Annotated in this window: 16 protein-coding genes; 10 read left to right on the forward strand and 6 right to left on the reverse strand. The window is 67.9% G+C overall.

Annotation, left to right across the window (positions count from 1 at the left end; genetic code table 11):
• Window positions 1-78: 78 nt before the first annotated feature.
• The gene (gene icd, locus H3H55_RS13745; RefSeq protein ID WP_174390882.1) at window positions 79-1335 is read right to left on the reverse strand and encodes an NADP-dependent isocitrate dehydrogenase; all 1257 of its coding nucleotides are present in this window, start codon (window positions 1333-1335) and stop codon (window positions 79-81) included.
• On the opposite strand from icd, the gene H3H55_RS13750 reads away from it, so the two are divergent.
• The 6 genes from H3H55_RS13750 to H3H55_RS13775 all read left to right on the forward strand — a co-directional run bounded on the left by H3H55_RS13750 (window position 1334) and on the right by H3H55_RS13775 (window position 6858).
• Window positions 1334-1546, forward strand: a complete 213-nt coding sequence (locus H3H55_RS13750) for a hypothetical protein (RefSeq protein ID WP_034178830.1) — start codon at window positions 1334-1336, stop codon at window positions 1544-1546. The two genes, icd and H3H55_RS13750, sit on opposite strands and share 2 nt — an antisense overlap.
• A gap of 65 nt (window positions 1547-1611) precedes the next feature.
• Window positions 1612-2190, forward strand: a complete 579-nt coding sequence (locus H3H55_RS13755) for a pseudouridine synthase (RefSeq protein ID WP_193098903.1) — start codon at window positions 1612-1614, stop codon at window positions 2188-2190.
• Between the two features lie 280 nt (window positions 2191-2470).
• Window positions 2471-2689 carry a hypothetical protein gene (locus tag H3H55_RS13760; RefSeq protein ID WP_129512795.1) on the forward strand — a complete coding sequence of 73 codons (219 nt, stop codon included), beginning with the start codon at window positions 2471-2473 and terminating at the stop codon, window positions 2687-2689.
• 159 nt (window positions 2690-2848) lie between these two features.
• On the forward strand, window positions 2849-3349 hold the full coding sequence (locus H3H55_RS13765; protein WP_129512796.1) for a DUF192 domain-containing protein: 501 nt from the start codon (window positions 2849-2851) through the stop codon (window positions 3347-3349).
• Window positions 3350-3569: 220 nt separating this feature from the next.
• Window positions 3570-5681, forward strand: a complete 2112-nt coding sequence (gene fusA / locus H3H55_RS13770; RefSeq protein WP_129512797.1) for an elongation factor G — start codon at window positions 3570-3572, stop codon at window positions 5679-5681.
• A 166-nt stretch (window positions 5682-5847) separates the two neighbouring features.
• Entirely contained in the window at window positions 5848-6858 is a 1011-nt protein-coding gene (locus tag H3H55_RS13775; protein ID WP_193098904.1) for a HoxN/HupN/NixA family nickel/cobalt transporter, read from the forward strand.
• A 1129-nt stretch (window positions 6859-7987) separates the two neighbouring features.
• On the opposite strand, the gene H3H55_RS37745 is transcribed toward H3H55_RS13775, so the two are convergent.
• A complete protein-coding gene (locus H3H55_RS37745; protein ID WP_193098905.1) occupies window positions 7988-8794 on the reverse strand; it encodes a hypothetical protein in 807 nt (268 codons plus the stop codon).
• A 60-nt stretch (window positions 8795-8854) separates the two neighbouring features.
• Window positions 8855-9700 (reverse strand): aldo/keto reductase, encoded by an 846-nt coding sequence (locus H3H55_RS13785; protein WP_193098906.1) that lies wholly within the window; start codon window positions 9698-9700, stop codon window positions 8855-8857.
• A 166-nt stretch (window positions 9701-9866) separates the two neighbouring features.
• Here H3H55_RS13785 and H3H55_RS13790 point away from each other — a divergent pair, with 166 nt between their 5' ends.
• The gene (locus tag H3H55_RS13790; RefSeq protein WP_047898842.1) at window positions 9867-10613 is read left to right on the forward strand and encodes a GntR family transcriptional regulator; all 747 of its coding nucleotides are present in this window, start codon (window positions 9867-9869) and stop codon (window positions 10611-10613) included.
• A gap of 21 nt (window positions 10614-10634) precedes the next feature.
• On the opposite strand, the gene H3H55_RS13795 is transcribed toward H3H55_RS13790, so the two are convergent.
• A complete protein-coding gene (locus tag H3H55_RS13795; protein WP_193098907.1) occupies window positions 10635-12026 on the reverse strand; it encodes a CoA transferase in 1392 nt (463 codons plus the stop codon).
• Between the two features lie 140 nt (window positions 12027-12166).
• Between H3H55_RS13795 and H3H55_RS13800 the strand changes: the two genes are divergently transcribed.
• The gene (locus H3H55_RS13800) at window positions 12167-13399 is read left to right on the forward strand and encodes a citrate/2-methylcitrate synthase (protein WP_193098908.1); all 1233 of its coding nucleotides are present in this window, start codon (window positions 12167-12169) and stop codon (window positions 13397-13399) included.
• Here the strand turns inward: H3H55_RS13800 and H3H55_RS13805 are convergent.
• Window positions 13372-13695, reverse strand: a complete 324-nt coding sequence (locus H3H55_RS13805) for a DUF2917 domain-containing protein (RefSeq protein WP_193098909.1) — start codon at window positions 13693-13695, stop codon at window positions 13372-13374. The two genes, H3H55_RS13800 and H3H55_RS13805, sit on opposite strands and share 28 nt — an antisense overlap.
• Before the next feature lie 219 nt (window positions 13696-13914).
• On the opposite strand from H3H55_RS13805, the gene mdtD reads away from it, so the two are divergent.
• Window positions 13915-15351 (forward strand): multidrug transporter subunit MdtD, encoded by a 1437-nt coding sequence (mdtD, locus tag H3H55_RS13810; RefSeq protein WP_193098910.1) that lies wholly within the window; start codon window positions 13915-13917, stop codon window positions 15349-15351.
• A gap of 179 nt (window positions 15352-15530) precedes the next feature.
• The gene (locus H3H55_RS13815) at window positions 15531-16805 is read left to right on the forward strand and encodes an EAL domain-containing protein (protein ID WP_129512804.1); all 1275 of its coding nucleotides are present in this window, start codon (window positions 15531-15533) and stop codon (window positions 16803-16805) included.
• A 19-nt stretch (window positions 16806-16824) separates the two neighbouring features.
• Here H3H55_RS13815 and H3H55_RS13820 read toward each other — a convergent pair whose 3' ends face one another.
• Entirely contained in the window at window positions 16825-17430 is a 606-nt protein-coding gene (locus tag H3H55_RS13820) for a class I SAM-dependent methyltransferase (RefSeq protein ID WP_193098911.1), read from the reverse strand.
• Window positions 17431-17483 lie beyond the last annotated feature (53 nt).

A 17483-nucleotide genomic window follows, 5' to 3' on the forward strand; every position in this document is an offset into this window, starting at 1 on the left:
TGCCATCCACGAAACGCCCCGGCGCCGGCAGTAGGCGCCGGGGCGGCCGGAACCGCGCCGGCCCACCCCGCAAGGGGCTTACATGTTCTCGATCAGCACTTCGCCGAAGCCCGAACACGACACCTGCGTCGCGCCTTCCATCAGGCGCGCGAAGTCATACGTGACGCGCTTCTGCAGGATCGACTTCTCCATCGCGGCGATGATCGTGTCGGCCGCTTCCGTCCAGCCGAGATGGCGCAGCATCATTTCCGCCGACAGGATCTCGGAACCGGGGTTCACGTAATCCTTGCCCGCGTACTTCGGCGCGGTGCCGTGCGTCGCCTCGAACATCGCGACCGAATCCGACAGGTTCGCGCCCGGCGCGATCCCGATGCCGCCGACCTGCGCGGCCAGCGCGTCGGAGATGTAGTCGCCGTTCAGGTTCAGCGTCGCGATCACGTCGTATTCGGCCGGACGCAGCAGGATCTGCTGCAGGAACGCGTCGGCGATCGAATCCTTGATCACGATCTCGTTGCCCGTCCTCGGGTTCTTCACGCGCATCCACGGGCCGCCGTCGATCAGCTCGCCGCCGAATTCCTTCTGCGCGAGCGCGTAACCGGCGTCACGGAACAGGCCTTCCGTGAACTTCATGATGTTGCCCTTGTGCACCAGCGTGACCGACTTGCGATCGTTGTCGATCGCGTACTGGATCGCCTTGCGCACGAGACGCTCGGTGCCTTCGGTCGACACGGGCTTGACGCCGATCCCCGAGGTTTCCGGGAAGCGGATCTTCTTCACGCCCATCTCGTCCTGCAGGAACTTGATCACCTTCTTCGCCTGCTCGGAGCCCGCGGCCCATTCGATGCCCGCGTAGATGTCTTCCGAGTTCTCGCGGAAGATCACCATGTCGATCTTCTGCGGCTCGCGCACCGGCGACGGCACGCCCTTGAAGTACTGGACCGGGCGCAGGCACACGTAGAGATCGAGTTCCTGGCGCAGCGCGACGTTCAGCGAACGGATGCCGCCACCGACCGGGGTCGTGAGCGGCCCCTTGATCGACACCACGTATTCCTTCAGCACCTGCAGCGTTTCGTCCGGGAGCCACACGTCCGGACCGTACACCTTCGTCGCCTTCTCGCCCGCGAAAATCTCCATCCAGTGGATCTTGCGCTGGCCCTTGTAGGCATGCGCGACCGCCGCATCGACGACCTTGATCATGACCGGCGTGATATCGAAGCCCGTACCGTCGCCTTCGATATAGGGAATGATCGGCTGATCGGAAACGTTGAGCGAGAAGTCCTTGTTAACGGTGATCTTGTCACCGCCTTCCGGAACCTTGATGTGCTGATACGGCATGATCGACTCCAGTGACGTGGCTGAGCAGGTGATGCTGGTCGAAGCTGCGCGCGCGGCGGGGGCGCGGCATGGCCACCCCGTGACGGCAACAGCGAGCCGCTATTCTAGCGCCCCAACCGGGCACTTCGGCATGAAGCGCGGCACTGCGTATCAAGACCTCACTTATGTCTTATATAAGACAGAGGACTTGCCGTTCCGTATTATGCATTAAGATTCCGCCATTTGCCATAGACCGCCCACCCCGCTTCCCGCGGCGCGCCGGGCGGCCGCCCTGCCATGAACCTGATCGCCCTCAACAAGCCGTTCGGCACGATTTGCCAGTTTTCCGCGCACGAGACGCGGCCGTCGCTCGGCGACTGGGTCAAAACGCCCGGCGTCTATGCGGCCGGCCGCCTGGACGCGGACAGCGAGGGGCTGCTGCTGCTCACCGACGACGGCGCGCTGCAGGCGCGCATCGCGGAACCGCGCCACAAGCTCGTCAAGCGCTACTGGGCGCAGGTCGAGGGCGCGCCCGGCCCCGCCGACCTGAAGGCGCTCGCGCGCGGCGTCGATCTCGGCGACTACGTGACGCGTCCGTGCCGCGCCGAATTCATCGAACCGCCCGACACGCTGTGGCCGCGCAACCCGCCGATCCGCTACCGCGCCGCGATCCCGACGACGTGGATCGAGCTCGCGATCACCGAAGGCAAGAATCGGCAGGTGCGCCGGATGACGGCGGCCGTCGGCTTCCCGACGTTGCGTCTGGTGCGCGTCGGCATCGGCTCACTCGATATATTTGCGCTCGGTATTGCACCGGGCGAAACAATCGCGCTGCCGCCGCGCGCGCCGTGGGACGGTTTCGCGCACGCCGGATGACGGATTCGGGACGCGCGATTTTTTCGTCATCTTTTTCGTCAACCGCCTGCGAAGATCGCGCGTTAAACCACGCAGATGCCAACCTTAGCTATCCGGCATTGGCAGCCGAACCCGTGTTTGCGTCACGAAAGCGACGTTTTCTTCGAATACGATTCGGCGCCCGCAGCGCAAAGAGAAATTTCTTGGAGCGTCTGTCAACCGAAAGGTGGATGGCACCGTTAGACGTCATGACTCCTATGCCGGGTCATTTGGTTAATTAACTAAAGCTGAGGAACACAACATGAACAAACTGATCGCCGCTCTGGTCGCTGGTCTCTTCGCAACGGCTGCTTTCGCACAAGCTTCGGCTCCGGCCGCTCCGGCTGCTGCTGCTCCGGCAGAAGCTGCTTCGGCACCGGCTAAGAAGGCAACGCACAAGAAGCACCACGCAGCTAAGAAGCACCACGCTTCGAAGAAGGCTGCAAGCGAAGCCGAAGCCCCGGCAGCTGCTTCGAACTAAGCAAGCTAGTTGTAATAACGCAGTCAAGAACACGCAGTCTTGCCGTTCTTACGGCGTTGAAAGGCAGGTCACCGCAAGGCGATCTGCCTTTTTCTTTTTGTGCCCGCCCGCGTGCTTCGCGTACCATGCGGGTCTCGTTTTCCAGATAGGAGCCTTGCTGTGCAATTCTCCCTGCGTTCGTCGCTCGGCCGCCTTGCGCGTGCCGCCGTGTTTCCCGCCGCGCTGGCCGTCCTCGCGCTCGGCATGCAGGCCGCCAGCGCGCAGATGCCGCCGGGCGCCAAGCAGCCGAGCGAGTTTCCGCGCGTGAAGCTGCGCGCCGGCATGTATGTGATCGACGCGGCCGTCGCCGCGAACGACGCCGACCGCGAACAGGGGCTGATGTACCGTTCGCAGCTCGCGCCGAACGAAGGCATGCTGTTCGTATTCAACGAGAATGCCGTGCACTGCTTCTGGATGAAGAACACGCTGATCCCGCTGTCGATCGCGTTCATTCGCGCGGACGGCACGATCACCGACATCGACGAGATGCGGGCGGAGACGACCGACAACCACTGCCCGCGCAACAACGGTGTTTATGCGCTCGAAATGAGCAAGGGCTGGTTCGCGGCGAAGGGCATCAAGCCCGGCATGAAGCTCGACGGCCTGCCGAACGCCCAGTAACGGCGATTGCCGCGGCCTTGCGCCGCGCACCGACCGAAGCCGGCCGCCCGTTGCGCGCCGGCTTTTTTTTCGCCCCTTCGCGGCGGCGCCCGCCTTGATTCCGCCGGCGCTGGCCGCATCTGCAAAAGCCACGCGCAAGCGCTATGCTTTAAGTCTCGCTTGTTCAAGCCCGGGCCGGCCCAGCCGTCCCGCTTACGATCCGAACCACCAGGAGGTTCACGTGCCCCGCAAAACCCCCATCGAGCGCTATCGCAATATCGGGATCAGCGCTCACATCGATGCCGGCAAAACCACGACTACCGAGCGCATCCTGTTTTACACCGGCGTGAGCCACAAGATCGGGGAAGTGCACGACGGCGCGGCCACGATGGACTGGATGGAGCAGGAGCAGGAACGCGGCATCACGATCACGTCGGCCGCCACCACGGCCTTCTGGAAGGGCATGGCCGGCAACTATCCGGAACACCGGATCAACATCATCGACACCCCCGGGCACGTCGACTTCACGATCGAGGTCGAACGCTCGATGCGCGTGCTCGATGGCGCGTGCATGGTGTACGACTCGGTCGGCGGCGTGCAGCCGCAGTCCGAAACCGTGTGGCGCCAGGCGAACAAGTACAAGGTGCCGCGCATCGCGTTCGTCAACAAGATGGACCGCGTCGGCGCCGACTTCTTCCGCGTGCAGCGGCAGATCGGCGAGCGCCTGAAGGGCGTCGCCGTGCCGATCCAGATTCCGATCGGCGCGGAAGATCATTTCCAGGGTGTCGTCGATCTCGTGAAGATGAAGGCGATCGTGTGGGACGACGAAAGCCAGGGCGTGAAGTTCGCGTACGAGGAGATCCCCGCGAACCTCGTCGAGCTCGCGCATGAATGGCGCGAGAAGATGGTCGAGGCCGCGGCGGAAGCCAGCGAGGAACTGCTCGAGAAGTACCTGCACGACCACGAATCGCTGACCGAGGACGAGATCAAGGCCGCGCTGCGCAAGCGCACGGTCGCCAACGAGATCGTGCCGATGCTGTGCGGCAGCGCGTTCAAGAACAAGGGCGTGCAGGCGATGCTCGACGCGGTGATCGACTACCTGCCGTCGCCGGTCGACGTGCCCGCGATCCTCGGCCACGACTTCCACGACCCGGAAAAGCCGGCGGAACGTCATCCGAGCGACGACGAGCCGTTCTCGTCGCTCGCGTTCAAGATCATGACCGACCCGTTCGTCGGCCAGCTGATCTTCTTCCGCGTGTATTCGGGTGTCGTCGAATCGGGCGACACGGTGCTCAACGCGACGAAGGACAAGAAGGAACGGCTCGGCCGGATCCTGCAGATGCATGCGAACGAGCGCAAGGAAATCAAGGAAGTGCGCGCGGGCGACATCGCGGCGGCCGTGGGCCTGAAGGAAGCGACGACGGGCGACACGCTGTGCGATCCGGCCAAGCCGATCATCCTCGAGAAGATGGAATTCCCGGAGCCGGTGATCTCGCAGGCCGTCGAGCCGAAGACGAAGGCCGACCAGGAGAAGATGGGCCTCGCGCTGAACCGCCTCGCCCAGGAAGATCCGTCGTTCCGCGTGCAGACCGACGAAGAGTCCGGCCAGACCATCATTTCGGGGATGGGCGAGCTTCACCTCGAAATCCTGGTCGACCGGATGAAGCGTGAATTCGGCGTGGAAGCGACGGTCGGCAAGCCGCAGGTCGCGTATCGCGAGACGGTGCGCACGACGGCGGCCGATGTCGACGGCAAGTTCGTCAAGCAGTCGGGCGGCCGTGGCCAGTACGGGCACGCGGTGATCACGCTCGAGCCGAATCCGGGCAAGGGCTACGAGTTCCTCGACGAGATCAAGGGCGGCGTGATTCCGCGCGAATTCATCCCGGCCGTCGACAAGGGCATCACCGAAACGCTGAAGAGCGGCGTGCTCGCGGGCTACCCGGTCGTCGACGTGAAGGTGCACCTGACGTTCGGTTCGTACCACGACGTCGACTCGAACGAAAACGCGTTCCGGATGGCCGGCTCGATGGCGTTCAAGGAAGCGATGCGCCGCGCGAAGCCCGTGCTGCTCGAGCCGATGATGGCCGTCGAGGTCGAGACGCCCGAGGATTTCATGGGCAACGTGATGGGCGACCTGTCCAGCCGGCGCGGCATCGTGCAGGGGATGGAAGACATCGCGGGCGGCGGCGGCAAGCTCGTGCGCGCCGAAGTGCCGCTCGCCGAGATGTTCGGTTATTCGACGTCGCTGCGTTCGGCGACGCAGGGCCGCGCGACCTACTCGATGGAGTTCAAGCACTACGCGGAAACGCCGGCCAACGTATCGGAAGGCGTGATCAACGCGAAGACGAAGTAAGCGCCGGGCGTTCGCGCCCAGCCACAGGCCCGTCCGGTTCCGGACGGGCTTTTTTTCGTCCTCCGGACGGATCGATGCGGGCCACGCGCGGCATTTTTGATCGGCATGCCAGGCGTTTTTTTCGCATGCCACAATGCCTCGCGATTCGTCAGATGGAACCGTCCCGATGCCGTCCACCCCTGCCCTGCGCCGCCTGCTGACCCTCTATGCCGGCCTGATCGCCGCGAACGTCGCCGTCTGGCTGTGGGCGCTCGCGGTGCTGCACGACCATCCGCTGCTGCTCGGCACCGCGGCCATCGCATACGGGCTCGGGCTGCGTCACGCCGTCGACGCCGACCACATCGCCGCGATCGACGTCGCGACGCGCAAGCTGATGCAGGACGGCCAGCGTCCGGTGAGCGTCGGCCTGTTCTTCTCGCTCGGCCATTCGACGATCGTGATCGCCGCGACACTCGGCATCGCGCTGACCGCGTTCGCGTTGCGCGACCGGTTCGATGCGTTCCGCGAGATCGGCGGCACGATCGGCACCGCGGTGTCGGCGACCTTCCTGCTCGTGCTCGCGTGCGTGAACCTGATGATCCTGCGCGACGTATGGCGGCGCTATCGCGGCGCGCCGGCGCACGCGCACGACGACGCGCATGCGCATCGCCCGGCCGGACTCGTGTCGCGGCTGCTGCGCCCGCTGTTCCGGTTCGTGTCGAAGAGCTGGCACATGTATCCGGTCGGCGTGCTGTTCGGCCTCGGTTTCGATACTGCAACCGAAATCGGCCTGCTCGCGATTGCCGCCGCGCAGGCGAGCCAGGGGCTGCCGGTGTATACGGTCATGCTGTTTCCCGCGTTGTTCACCGCCGGCATGACGCTGATCGACTCGACCGACAACGTGCTGATGATTCACGCGTACGGCTGGGCGATGGACGATCCGCAGCGCAAGCTGCTCTACAACGCGAGCATCACGTTCGTGTCGGCGGCCGTCGCGCTTGCGATCGGCGGGATCGAGGCAGCCGGCCTGCTGGCCGACAAGCTGGCGCTGACGGGCCCCGTGCGCGACGCGCTCGACGCACTCGGCGAACGCTTCGGCTCGATCGGCTACGGCATCGTCGCGCTGTTTCTCGTCTGCTGGATCGCATCGATCCTGTTCCACCGCTGGCAACGCGCGGCCGACGCGCCCGCACGCTGAGCATCGTTCAGACGTTTCAATTCGGAAACAAAACACCCGCGACGACGTTGCATGCGCCGTCGCGGGCATGCGCTCGCCTTGCGCCACGGGCATAAGCGGCCGGTGGCACGAATCTCGCAGATAGGGATTCGCACGGCGGGCCCGCGTGCCGATCCGCGTTCGCGGCTGGCTTCACGCGCCAGTCCGAGGGCAATCGGCCGCCAACAGGACAACGAATCTTTGCTGGCCCCCTGCACCACACGTAGTTAGCCGCGCGGCTACGAGGCATCGCGCGCATGGGGAGGCCATGATGCTCAAGACAAGACAGCCGTTCCGCGCGGCGGGACGGTGCTATCGCGCGACCTTGATGGCCGCAGCCGCGTTCGCGTGCTGCTGCTCGTATGCCATCGCGCAAGACGCGGCGCCTGACGCCGCAGCCAATGCGGACACCAGCGCGGACGCCATCATGCAGGTGGTCGAAGACGCTTCGTCGTGCGCCGCCAATCCGGCTGCGTGCGCGGCGCACGTCTATGCGGGCGGTGGTGGCGGCGGTAACGGAGCCGGTGCGAGCGGCAGTGGTGGCGGGACGGGTAACGGCAGCGGCAACAGCAATGGCAACGGCAGCGGCGGAAACAGCGGGAACGGTGCTGTCGGACCTGCTGGCGTCGGCGGATCGACCGGCGCAACGTCCGGCGATACCAGCGGCACGAGCCGCGGAGGGAACGGTGGCTCCGGTGGTGGTACTTCAGGCGGCGGCACTTCCGGTGGCGGTACTTCGGGTGGCGGCACTTCGGGCGGCGGTACTTCGGGTGGCGGTACTTCGGGTGGCGGTACTTCGGGTGGCGGCACTTCGGGCGGCGGTACTTCCGATGGCGGCACTTCGGGCGGCGGCACTTCAGGCGGTGGTACTTCCGGTGGCGGCACTTCGGGCGGCGGTACCTCGGGTGGCGGTACCTCGGGTGGCGGCACTTCGGGCGGCGGTACTTCGGGTGGCGGTACTTCGGGTGGCGGTACTTCGGGTGGCGGCACTTCGGGTGGCGGCACTTCGGGTGGCGGCACTTCGGGCGGCGGTACTTCGGGTGGCGGTACTTCGGGTGGCGGTACCTCGGGTGGCGGCACTTCGGGCGGCGGCACTTCGGGCGGTGGCACTTCAGGCGGCGGTACCTCGGGCGGCGGTACCTCGGGTGGCGGCACTTCGGGTGGCAGTACCTCGGGCAGCGGAGGCCATGGCGGACATGGTGGCCACGGCGGCGACGGTGATGGTGGTGGTCACGGCAATGGCGGTGGTCACGGCGACGGTGATGGCAACGGCCACGGCAACGGCGGCAGCCACGGCGACGGTGATGGCAACGGCCACGGCAACGGCGGCAGCCACGGCGACGGTGATGGCAACGGCCACGGCAACGGCGGCAGTCATGGCGACGGTGATGGCAACGGCCACGGTAACGGCGGCAGCCATGGCAACGGCGATGGTAACGGCCACGGTAACGGCGGTAGCCACGGCGACGGTGATGGCAACGGCCACGGTAACGGCGGCAGCCATGGCAACGGTGACGGCAACGGTCGCGGTAACGGCGGCAGCCATGGCGACGGCGATGGCAACGGCCACGGTAACGGCGGCAGCCACGGCGACGGTGATGGCAGCGGCCACGGCAACGGCGGCAGCCATGGCAACGGTGATGGCAATGGCCACGGCAACGCCGGCAGCCATGGCGACGGTGATGGCAATGGCCACGGCAACGCCGGCAGCCAAGGCAAAGGTGACGGTAATGGCCACGGTGACAGCGGTGGCAACAGCAACGGCGGTCACGGTAACGGCAGTGGTGCCGGCGGCAACGGCGGCCACGGAAACGGCGGTGGCAACGGCAATGGCAACGGCAGTGGCGGCGCCGGCAATGGCGGTGCCAACGGTGTAGGCAATGGCAACGGCGCTGGCCACGGCAATGGCGGCGGCCACGGCAACAGCGGATCGTCCGGAGGCAACCACTGACCTGGCGCGTTGCCAGGCCGCGAGCGATCAGAGCATCTCGAGCGCGCGCTTGCTGCGCGGCGGACGGAAGTACGCGTCAAGCTGCGCGCGCTCATCATCGCTCAACACGAAATCGAGCGCGGCGCGGTTGTCGCGCACATGTTCGATTCGCGACGCCTTCGGGATCGCGAAGACACCCGGTTGCGCAAGCACCCACGCCAGCGCGACGCGCATCACCGACACGCCGCGCTGCCGCGCGATCTCGTCGAGCGGCGAGCGCTTCGGCAGCCGCCCGTGATCGACCGGGCTGTACGCCATCGCCGGCATCCGGTGTTCGGCAAGCCACGGCAGCAGGTCGAATTCCGGTCCGCGCCGCGCGATGTTGTAGAGGATCTGGTTGGTCGCGCATGCATCGCCGCCCGCCTCATCGACGAGTTCGGCCATGTCGGCCGTATCGAAGTTGCTGACGCCCCAGTGACGGATCTTGCCCGCGCGCCGCAACGTCTCGAAGCCTTCGACCGTCTCCGCGAGCGGCACCGAGCCGCGCCAGTGCAGCAGGTACAGGTCGAGGCGATCGGTACGCAGCCGCTTGAGGCTCGCGTCGCACGCAGCGACGACACCGCGCCGGCTCGCATGGTGCGGATAGACCTTGCTGACGAGGAACACGTCGTCGCGCAAACCCGCGAGCGCCTCGCCAACGAGCGTCTCGGTCGCGCCGTCGCCGTACATTTCGGCGGTGTCGACCAACGTCATCCCGAGTTCGACGCCCTCGCGCAGCGCAGCGATCTCGTCCGCGCGGCGGGCCGGCCGCTCGCCCATTTCCCAGGTGCCCTGGCCGAGCTTCGGAATCGTCTCGCCGTCCGGCAGGACGACCGTGGCGATCGTGTCTGTCATGCGTTCCTCGTTGCGGATTCGTGGCCGCGTACTGCGGCCGAAGCATGGAATACGACGCATCAGTGTAGTCAATCGGCACCGCGGCCACCTATTGCACGGCAAAAACCGGCTATAACGGCGCCGCATGATGACTTAGAATGGCCGCAACCTGATCGATACCCACCCCATGAAGTCACCCACGGACGACCGCTGGCAGGACCTGCGCCCCGACCCCGACAACGACACGCCGCTCTACCTGCAGCTCGCCCGCAAGCTCGGTGACGCGATCCACGACAACCGCTGGACGGCTGGCGAGGCGCTGCCTTCGGAACGCGTGTTGTCCGACGCGCTCGGCGTGTCGCGCATCACCGCGCGCAAGGCGATCGCGCTGCTGGTCGAGCAAGGCTTGATCCGCCGCACGCAGGGCGCGGGCAACTTCATCCAGCCGCGCTACGAGGATCCGCTGTCGCGGCTGTCGAGCTTCAGCGAAATGCTCGAACGCCGCGGCTTCAAGCCGAGCTCGCAGTGGATTGCGCGCGAGATCCAGCCCGCGAACCGCGACGAGGTCATCCAGCTCGGGCTGTCGCCCGCCGCATCGGTTACACGCCTGAAACGCCTGCGCCTCGCCGACGGCATCGTGATGGCCGTCGAGAACTCGACGTTCCCCGCCACGCTGATTCCCGATCCGCAGGCCATCGGCGGTTCGCTGTACAGCTATCTCGAAGCGCGCGGCACGCCGATCGTGCGCGCGCTCCAGCATTTCCGCGCGGTCAACGCGACCGACGAGATCGCCGAACAGATGGGCATCGCGCCACACGACGCGCTGCTGCTGATCACGCGGATCGGCTATACGTCGGACCAGCGCGCGATCGAACTGACCGATACGTACTGCCGCAACGACTACTACGACTTCGTCGTCGAGCTGCGCAAGTAACGCCCACCGCGCCGCCGGCGCTCACAGCCAGCGCGCCTCGTCGGTGCCGAGCGGCACGGGCGGGCACGCAAACGACGGCGGCGTCGCCGACAACCGCTCGGCCGGCCGCACCGCGTCGATCATGCCGAACGGCGACGCCGTGCGGTCGATCCGGTCGCGCACGTCGGCGGCCGCGAGATCGGGCGCATGCAGGCCGTCCGGCACCGCACCGAACGACTGCAGCCAGCGCCCCGTCTGTGCGAGCGACAGCCGCACATGCCAACTGCCCCCTTCGCGTGCCCGGCGCGCGAGCGCGATCATCGCGCCGAACGCCGCGAGATAGCCCGTCGCATGATCGAGCGCCTGGCACGGCAGATGGCGCGGCCCGTCCGCATGCGCGGCCTGCTGCTCCTGCCACGCGATCCCGCTCGCCGACTGCACGAGGCTGTCGAAGCCACGCCGCTTCGCCCACGGCCCCGCGTGCCCGTACGCGGACACCGACACGCACACGATGCCGGGCCGCAGTTGCGCCAGCGTCTGCGGCGCGAAACCACGCGCCGCGAGCGCGCCGGGCCGGTACGACTGCAGGAATACATCCGCGTCGCGCGCGAGCGCGTGCAGCGTATCGACACCCGCCGCATCGCGCAGGTCGATCCACGTCGAACGCTTGCCACGCCCGTTGTCGATCACGAGCGGCGCGATGTTCGGCAGGTGCGGGCCGTTGACGAGCAGCGTCTGCGCGCCGTGCGACGCCAGCGTGCGGCCCGCGACCGGCCCCGCGATGATGCGCGTGAGATCGAGCACGCGCACGCCGGCGAGCGGCTGGCCGGCTTTGCCGCGGCCGATCGGCTCGACCGGCGCGTCGCCGATCCGCTCGATCTCGAACAACGGCAGTGACGCGATGGCACGCGCCTGTTCGTGCGCCGCCCATTCTTCAGGGGTTCTGATCAATGCCGCGCACAGGCCGGCTTCGGCCAGCGCGGTATCGAGCGCCGTGCCGTCCCACGTGCGGATCGCCGCAGCGACGTCGGCCGGCTGCGCGCCGCAGCCGAGCACGTCGAGGATCCCGTGCAGGTGATGCGGGAAGTTCGCGTGCAGTTGAATCCAGCGCCCGTCGCCCGTCTCGAAGAAGCCCGTCACCGGATGGCGCAGCTCCGGCGGCGGGCCGTCGTCCACACGCAGGTAACGTTCGCTGCGGAACGCGACCAGCGCGTCGCGCACCGATACGTCGACGGATTGCGCGACGCCCGTGCGAAGCCGATGGCATTCGGCCGCCGCGAGCCCGGCTGCCGCGATCGTCGCGGCAGCGAGCGTGCCGACGTGGAACGTCGACGGTAGTGTCGGGTCCTGCCCCGTCACGGTCGCGCGAGCGAGCGCGTCGGGGTCGCCGTGTGCGAGTTGCCACAGATGCGTCAATGCGAGTTCGGGTGTCATGGCGGGATGCGTGCGGTAGTGGAGACGAAATCGAGTCTAGAATTCGCGACAGGCGCGATCAATCTTGATTGCGCGAATCAATACATAACGAATAGTTGTAGCGGAGCCGCCCTTCATGCGCTCCGACAGGAGCGATCGGCATGACCTCCCTCAGCGCGCAGGAAGCCTCCGGCATCCTCGGTATCAGTGTGAGCACCCTTTATGCGTATGTGAGCCGCGGCCTGCTGCGCTCGCTGCCCGACGGCACGACCAAGCGCCGCTGCTACGACGCGGAGGAGGTGCGCCTGCTCGCGCGCCGCCGCGCCGACGCGAAACGCGCGGGCGGCGTCGCCGAGCGTTCGCTCGACTGGGGCGTGCCGGTGCTCGAATCGCGCATCACGCAGATCGCCGACGGCCGCCTGCGCTACCGCGGCGCCGATGCGATCGCGCTTGCCGACGATGCGACACTCGAAGAAACGGCTGCGAGGCTCTGGGACTGTCCGCCCGCACGGCTTGCCGCCGCGTCGCTCGCGTCGACCGGTTTCGACGCCGCGCAGTGGGACGACTGGGCGCGCCGCTGGGCGCATCTCGCGCCGCTCGAACGCACGCTGGTGCTGCTGCCCGCGGCGGCCGCATCGCTGCCGCGCCTGTGGGCGCAGGGGCGCGACGCGCAGCTCGATTCGGCCACGCTGCTGCTGCGTGTCGCCACGGCCGCGCTCGCCGGCATCGCACCGGGCGACACGCCCGTGCACCGGCAGCTGGCCACCGCGTGGCGCGTGCGCCGGCGTGCCGAAGTCGACTTGCTGCGCCGTGCGCTCGTGCTGTGCGCCGATCACGAACTGAATCCGTCGACCTTTGCGGTGCGCTGCATCGCATCGACCGGCACGCACCTGTTCGGCGCGATCGCGGGCGGACTCGCGGCGCTGTCGGGGCCGCGCCACGGCGGCGAGACGTTCCGCGCGGGCACACTGCTCGACGAAGCGGCCCGCGCCGCCGACCTCGACCGCTACCTCGCGCTGCGGCTTGCGCACGACGAACGTGCGGACGGCGGGCGCACGGCACTGTCCGGCTTCGCGCACCCGCTCTATCCCGACGGCGACCCGCGCGCAGTGGCGCTGCTGGACGCGCTGCACGCCGCGGCTCCCGACCGCCCCGCTCTGCAAGCGGCACGCGCGCTCGCCTCACGCGTCGAAGCGGCGACGGGCCTGCGGCCGGCGATAGATTTCGCGCTCGCGGTGCTGGAGCGTACGCTCGCGCTGCCGGACGGCGCGGCGTTCACGCTGTTCGCGGCCGGCCGCACGGCCGGCTGGATCGCACACGCGCTCGAGCAGTACGCGGACGGGAAGCTGATCCGGCCCCGCGCCCGCTACGTCGGCAGCGACGCGGCCGCGTGACGGCGGCCGTCGCGCCACGCGACGAGCGGCCGCCACCACGCCTGCGCGGCTCGCGTGGCCGGCACCGCGAGCGGACCGAACGCGAACGTCGCGCCGTGCGGCCCCGCGCTGACCCACACGCGCATGCCGGGCATGAACGTCAGCGAATCGCCGACGCCGAGCCAGTGATCGTCGGGCCGGCCCTCGATCGTCACCCATGCTTCGCCCTCGGCCACCTGCAGTGCGGTGCGATCGACGATCCGCCACCGCCCGGCCGGCTCGTCGCCTTCGATCACGTAAAGTCGCAGTTCACGCATGGCAGCCTCCTGGTCGCACGGGTTCGATGGCACCAGTATTTCGGACAGTGGCAGCACACGGACAGATACGCCTGCAGACACTTTCGACTGAACTGTACTGGTCAGTGGACGGACGGGCATCCGCCGGCCGGCGGGCCGGGTGCCGCACCCCGCGCCGAACCTGCACGGCACGGCGGCTTTCCCTACAATGTCGGCTGTCCCGCGCCACCGCCCGCCTACATGTTCCAACGCCCGCCCGCCGTCGCCCCCGGCGAAAAGAACCTCACCGTGATGCTCTGGCTCGTTGCGACGGGCTTCTTCATGCAGACGCTCGATTCGACCATCGTCAACACGGCGCTGCCGTCGATGGCCGCGAGCCTCGGCGAATCGCCGCTGCGGATGCAGTCGGTCGTGATCGCGTACTCGCTGACGATGGCGGTGATGATCCCGGTGTCGGGCTGGCTCGCCGACACGTTCGGCACGCGGCGCGTGTTCTTCAGCGCGATCCTGGTGTTCTCGCTCGGCTCGCTGCTGTGCGCGAACGCGCATACGCTGACGCAGCTCGTCGCGTTCCGCGTCGTGCAGGGGGTCGGCGGCGCGATGCTGCTGCCGGTCGGGCGGCTCGCGGTGCTGCGTACCTTTCCAGCCGAACGCTACCTGTCCGCGCTGTCGTTCGTCGCGATCCCCGGCCTGATCGGCCCGCTGATCGGGCCGACGCTCGGCGGCTGGCTCGTGAAGATTGCGTCGTGGCACTGGATCTTCCTGATCAACGTGCCGGTCGGCGTCGCGGGCTGCATCGCGACCTTCTATTCGATGCCCGATTCCCGCAACCCGGCCGTCGGCCGCTTCGACCTGAAGGGTTATCTGCTGCTGACGATCGGCATGATCGCGATCTCGCTGTCGCTCGACGGGCTCGCCGATCTCGGGATGCAGCACGCGGCCGTACTCGTGCTGCTGATCCTGAGCCTCGCATGCTTCGTCGCGTACGGGCTGTATGCGGTGCGCGCGCCGCAGCCGATCTTCTCGCTCGAACTGTTCAGGATCCACACGTTCAGCGTCGGGCTGCTCGGCAACCTGTTCGCGCGGATCGGCAGCGGCGCGATGCCGTACCTGATCCCGCTGCTGCTGCAGGTGAGCCTCGGCTACTCGGCGTTCGAGGCCGGGCTGATGATGCTGCCGGTGGCGGCGGCCGGGATGTTCTCGAAGCGGATCATCACGCGCCTGATCACGCAGCACGGCTACCGCAAGGTGCTGCTCGCGAACACGATCATGGTCGGGGTGATGATGGCGAGTTTCGCGCTGATGCGCGACACGGTGCCCGTCTGGGTGAAGGTCGTGCATCTCGCGCTGTTCGGCGGCTTCAACTCGATGCAGTTCACCGCGATGAACACGCTGACGCTGAAGGATCTCGGCACCGGCGGCGCGAGCAGCGGCAACAGCCTGTTCTCGCTCGTGCAGATGCTGTCGATGAGCCTCGGCGTCACGGTCGCGGGCGCGCTGCTCGCGACGTTCACCGGCATGCTGCGCACCGTGACGCCGAGCAACACGCTGCCCGCGTTCCATGCGACGTTCATCTGCGTCGGGATCATCACGGCCGCATCCGCGTGGATCTTCGCGCAGCTCGCGCCCGAGATCCGCGGCACCGCGCGCAAGACCGACCCCTCCGAACGCGCGTGACGCGCGGCGCGCGCCGAACCGGGACGGTGCGCACCATGACGGTGCAACAGGCCCCTGCGATGCACCCGCCGTGCGCCGCGTGGCGGCCGCGACGGGCTGCCGCACGGGGCACGATGTCGTGCATGCTTCTTGCTCGCCTATTCTCTAGGTAAACTGGCAGTCTTCCTTCGGCCGACATCATGAGCATGATCGACATCGATCCCCCCGGCTTTCAGCCGCCCCGCCCCGTCGCCGGCGACGACGGGAACCGGCGCACCGTGCTGTACGGCAGCTACACGGTGTTCAGCGTGTTCCAGCCCGTTTTTTCCGTGTCGCACCGCCGCGCGATCGGCTATCACGCATCGCTGCGCGCGCACGACGAGGAAAGCCGCCAGGTGGCCTCGCACGAGGTGTTCACGCAGGCGGCACGGCGCGGCGACCTGCTCGAGCTCGGCCGGCTCGCCGAATCGCTGCATCTCGGCAACTTCCATGCGTTCGACAGCCACGACGAATGGCTCTTCCTGAGCCTGCATCCGGCCGCGCTGATGGATACCGTCTACGGCGACGCGCTGCTCGCGAACCTGAAGGCGCTCGGGCTGCCGCCGCACCGCGTGGTGCTCGAGGTGCCGGAACAGGCGGGGGGCGAGACGCCGCGCTACGCGGCGATCGTCGACGGGCTGCGCAAGGCCGGTTTCCTGATCGCGCTCGTCGGCTTCGGCGCGAAACATTCGAACATCGACCGCGTGTGGCACCTGCATCCCGACATCGTCACGCTCGATCGCGGCATCCTCGCACAAGCGAGTGAGCACTCGCATCTTGAACGCGTGCTGCCGGGACTCGTGTCGCTGCTGCACGAATCCGGCCAGCTCGTGCTGATGGGCGGGCTCGCGACCGAGCGCGATGCGTTGATCGCGCTCGAGTGCGACGTCGACTTCGTGCAGGGCCAGTATTTCGCGGGGCCGAGCGTCGACCCCGTGCAGCCGCAGGCCGCCGCGGGCTGCATGGATACGCTGTCGGCCGCGCTGCGGCTGCGCGTCGCGCAGCGCGAGCGCACCCAGGCCGAACGGCTCGCGCCGTACGTCGCCGCGCTCGAGGAAGCGAGCCAGAAGCTCAGCGCAGGCGCGCCGCTCACCGATGCGGCCGCCGCCGTGCTCGGGCTGCCCGAAACCGCGCGCTGCTTCCTGCTCGACGCGTCGGGCCGCCAGATCGGCGACAACGTGCTGGCACGCGGCAGCGTCTCGCAGCGCGCCAAGCGCTTCCGGCCGCTGCTGCATTCCGAGGGGGCGAGCTGGGAGCGCCGCCCGTACTTCATCGACGCGATGCGCGCGCCGGGCCGCGTGCACCTGACGTCGCCCTACCTGTCGATCAACGAGGCGCACCTGTGCGTGACCGCGTCGATCGCGGCACCCGTCGCGACCGGCATGCAGGTACTCTGCGTCGACATCAACTGGGAAGCGGCGCTCAACCGCGAATGAACGCGCCGGCGCGCCGCATTCACGCGGCGCCGGCCACCTTGCGCACGATCAGCCGGTGCACGCGCTTGCCGGACGAAGCGCTGACGACCTCATGCTCGTCGATCACGCGCATGCCGGCGCCGAGCGCCGCATGCATCCGCGCCGAGTCAAGCGGCGTATAGAGGCGGCCGCGCTCGTCGCGCAACACGCCGTTTCCGGCCACCCGCCAGCTCAGGTACAACGTGCCGCCCGGCATCAGCAGATCGGCCAGCCGCGCGGCGGCGGCCGACGCGTCAGCCTGTTCGAGGTGCATGACGACCGTTTCGCACAGCACGTTGCGAAACGCGCCGGACGGCACGCCGGCCAGCGCCGGCAGCGCGGCCAGTTCGAAAGTCAGGTCCGGATGGTGCCGCCGCGCCTCGTCGAGCAGCGCGGCGCTCGCGTCGTAGCCGCGCACGTCGAAGCCGCGCGAAGCGAGCCACGCCGTGTCGCGCCCCGCTCCGCAGCCGACGTCGGCGGTCGGTCCGGGCGAGAAATGCTGTTCGAGCAGCGCGTACATGTCGTCGGGTGCGGCCTGGTCGAGCCAGTCCTGCGCGTATTGCGCGGCATGGGCATCGTAGGCGTCGAGAGTCGGGCGATCCACCATGGTGATTGCTCCGCATAGGCGTCGTATGGCGCACCTCGCATCTTAGCCGTTGC

The sequence above is a fragment of the Burkholderia sp. Z1 genome (genome assembly GCF_014893795.1).
Lineage (GTDB): Bacteria > Pseudomonadota > Gammaproteobacteria > Burkholderiales > Burkholderiaceae > Burkholderia > Burkholderia theae.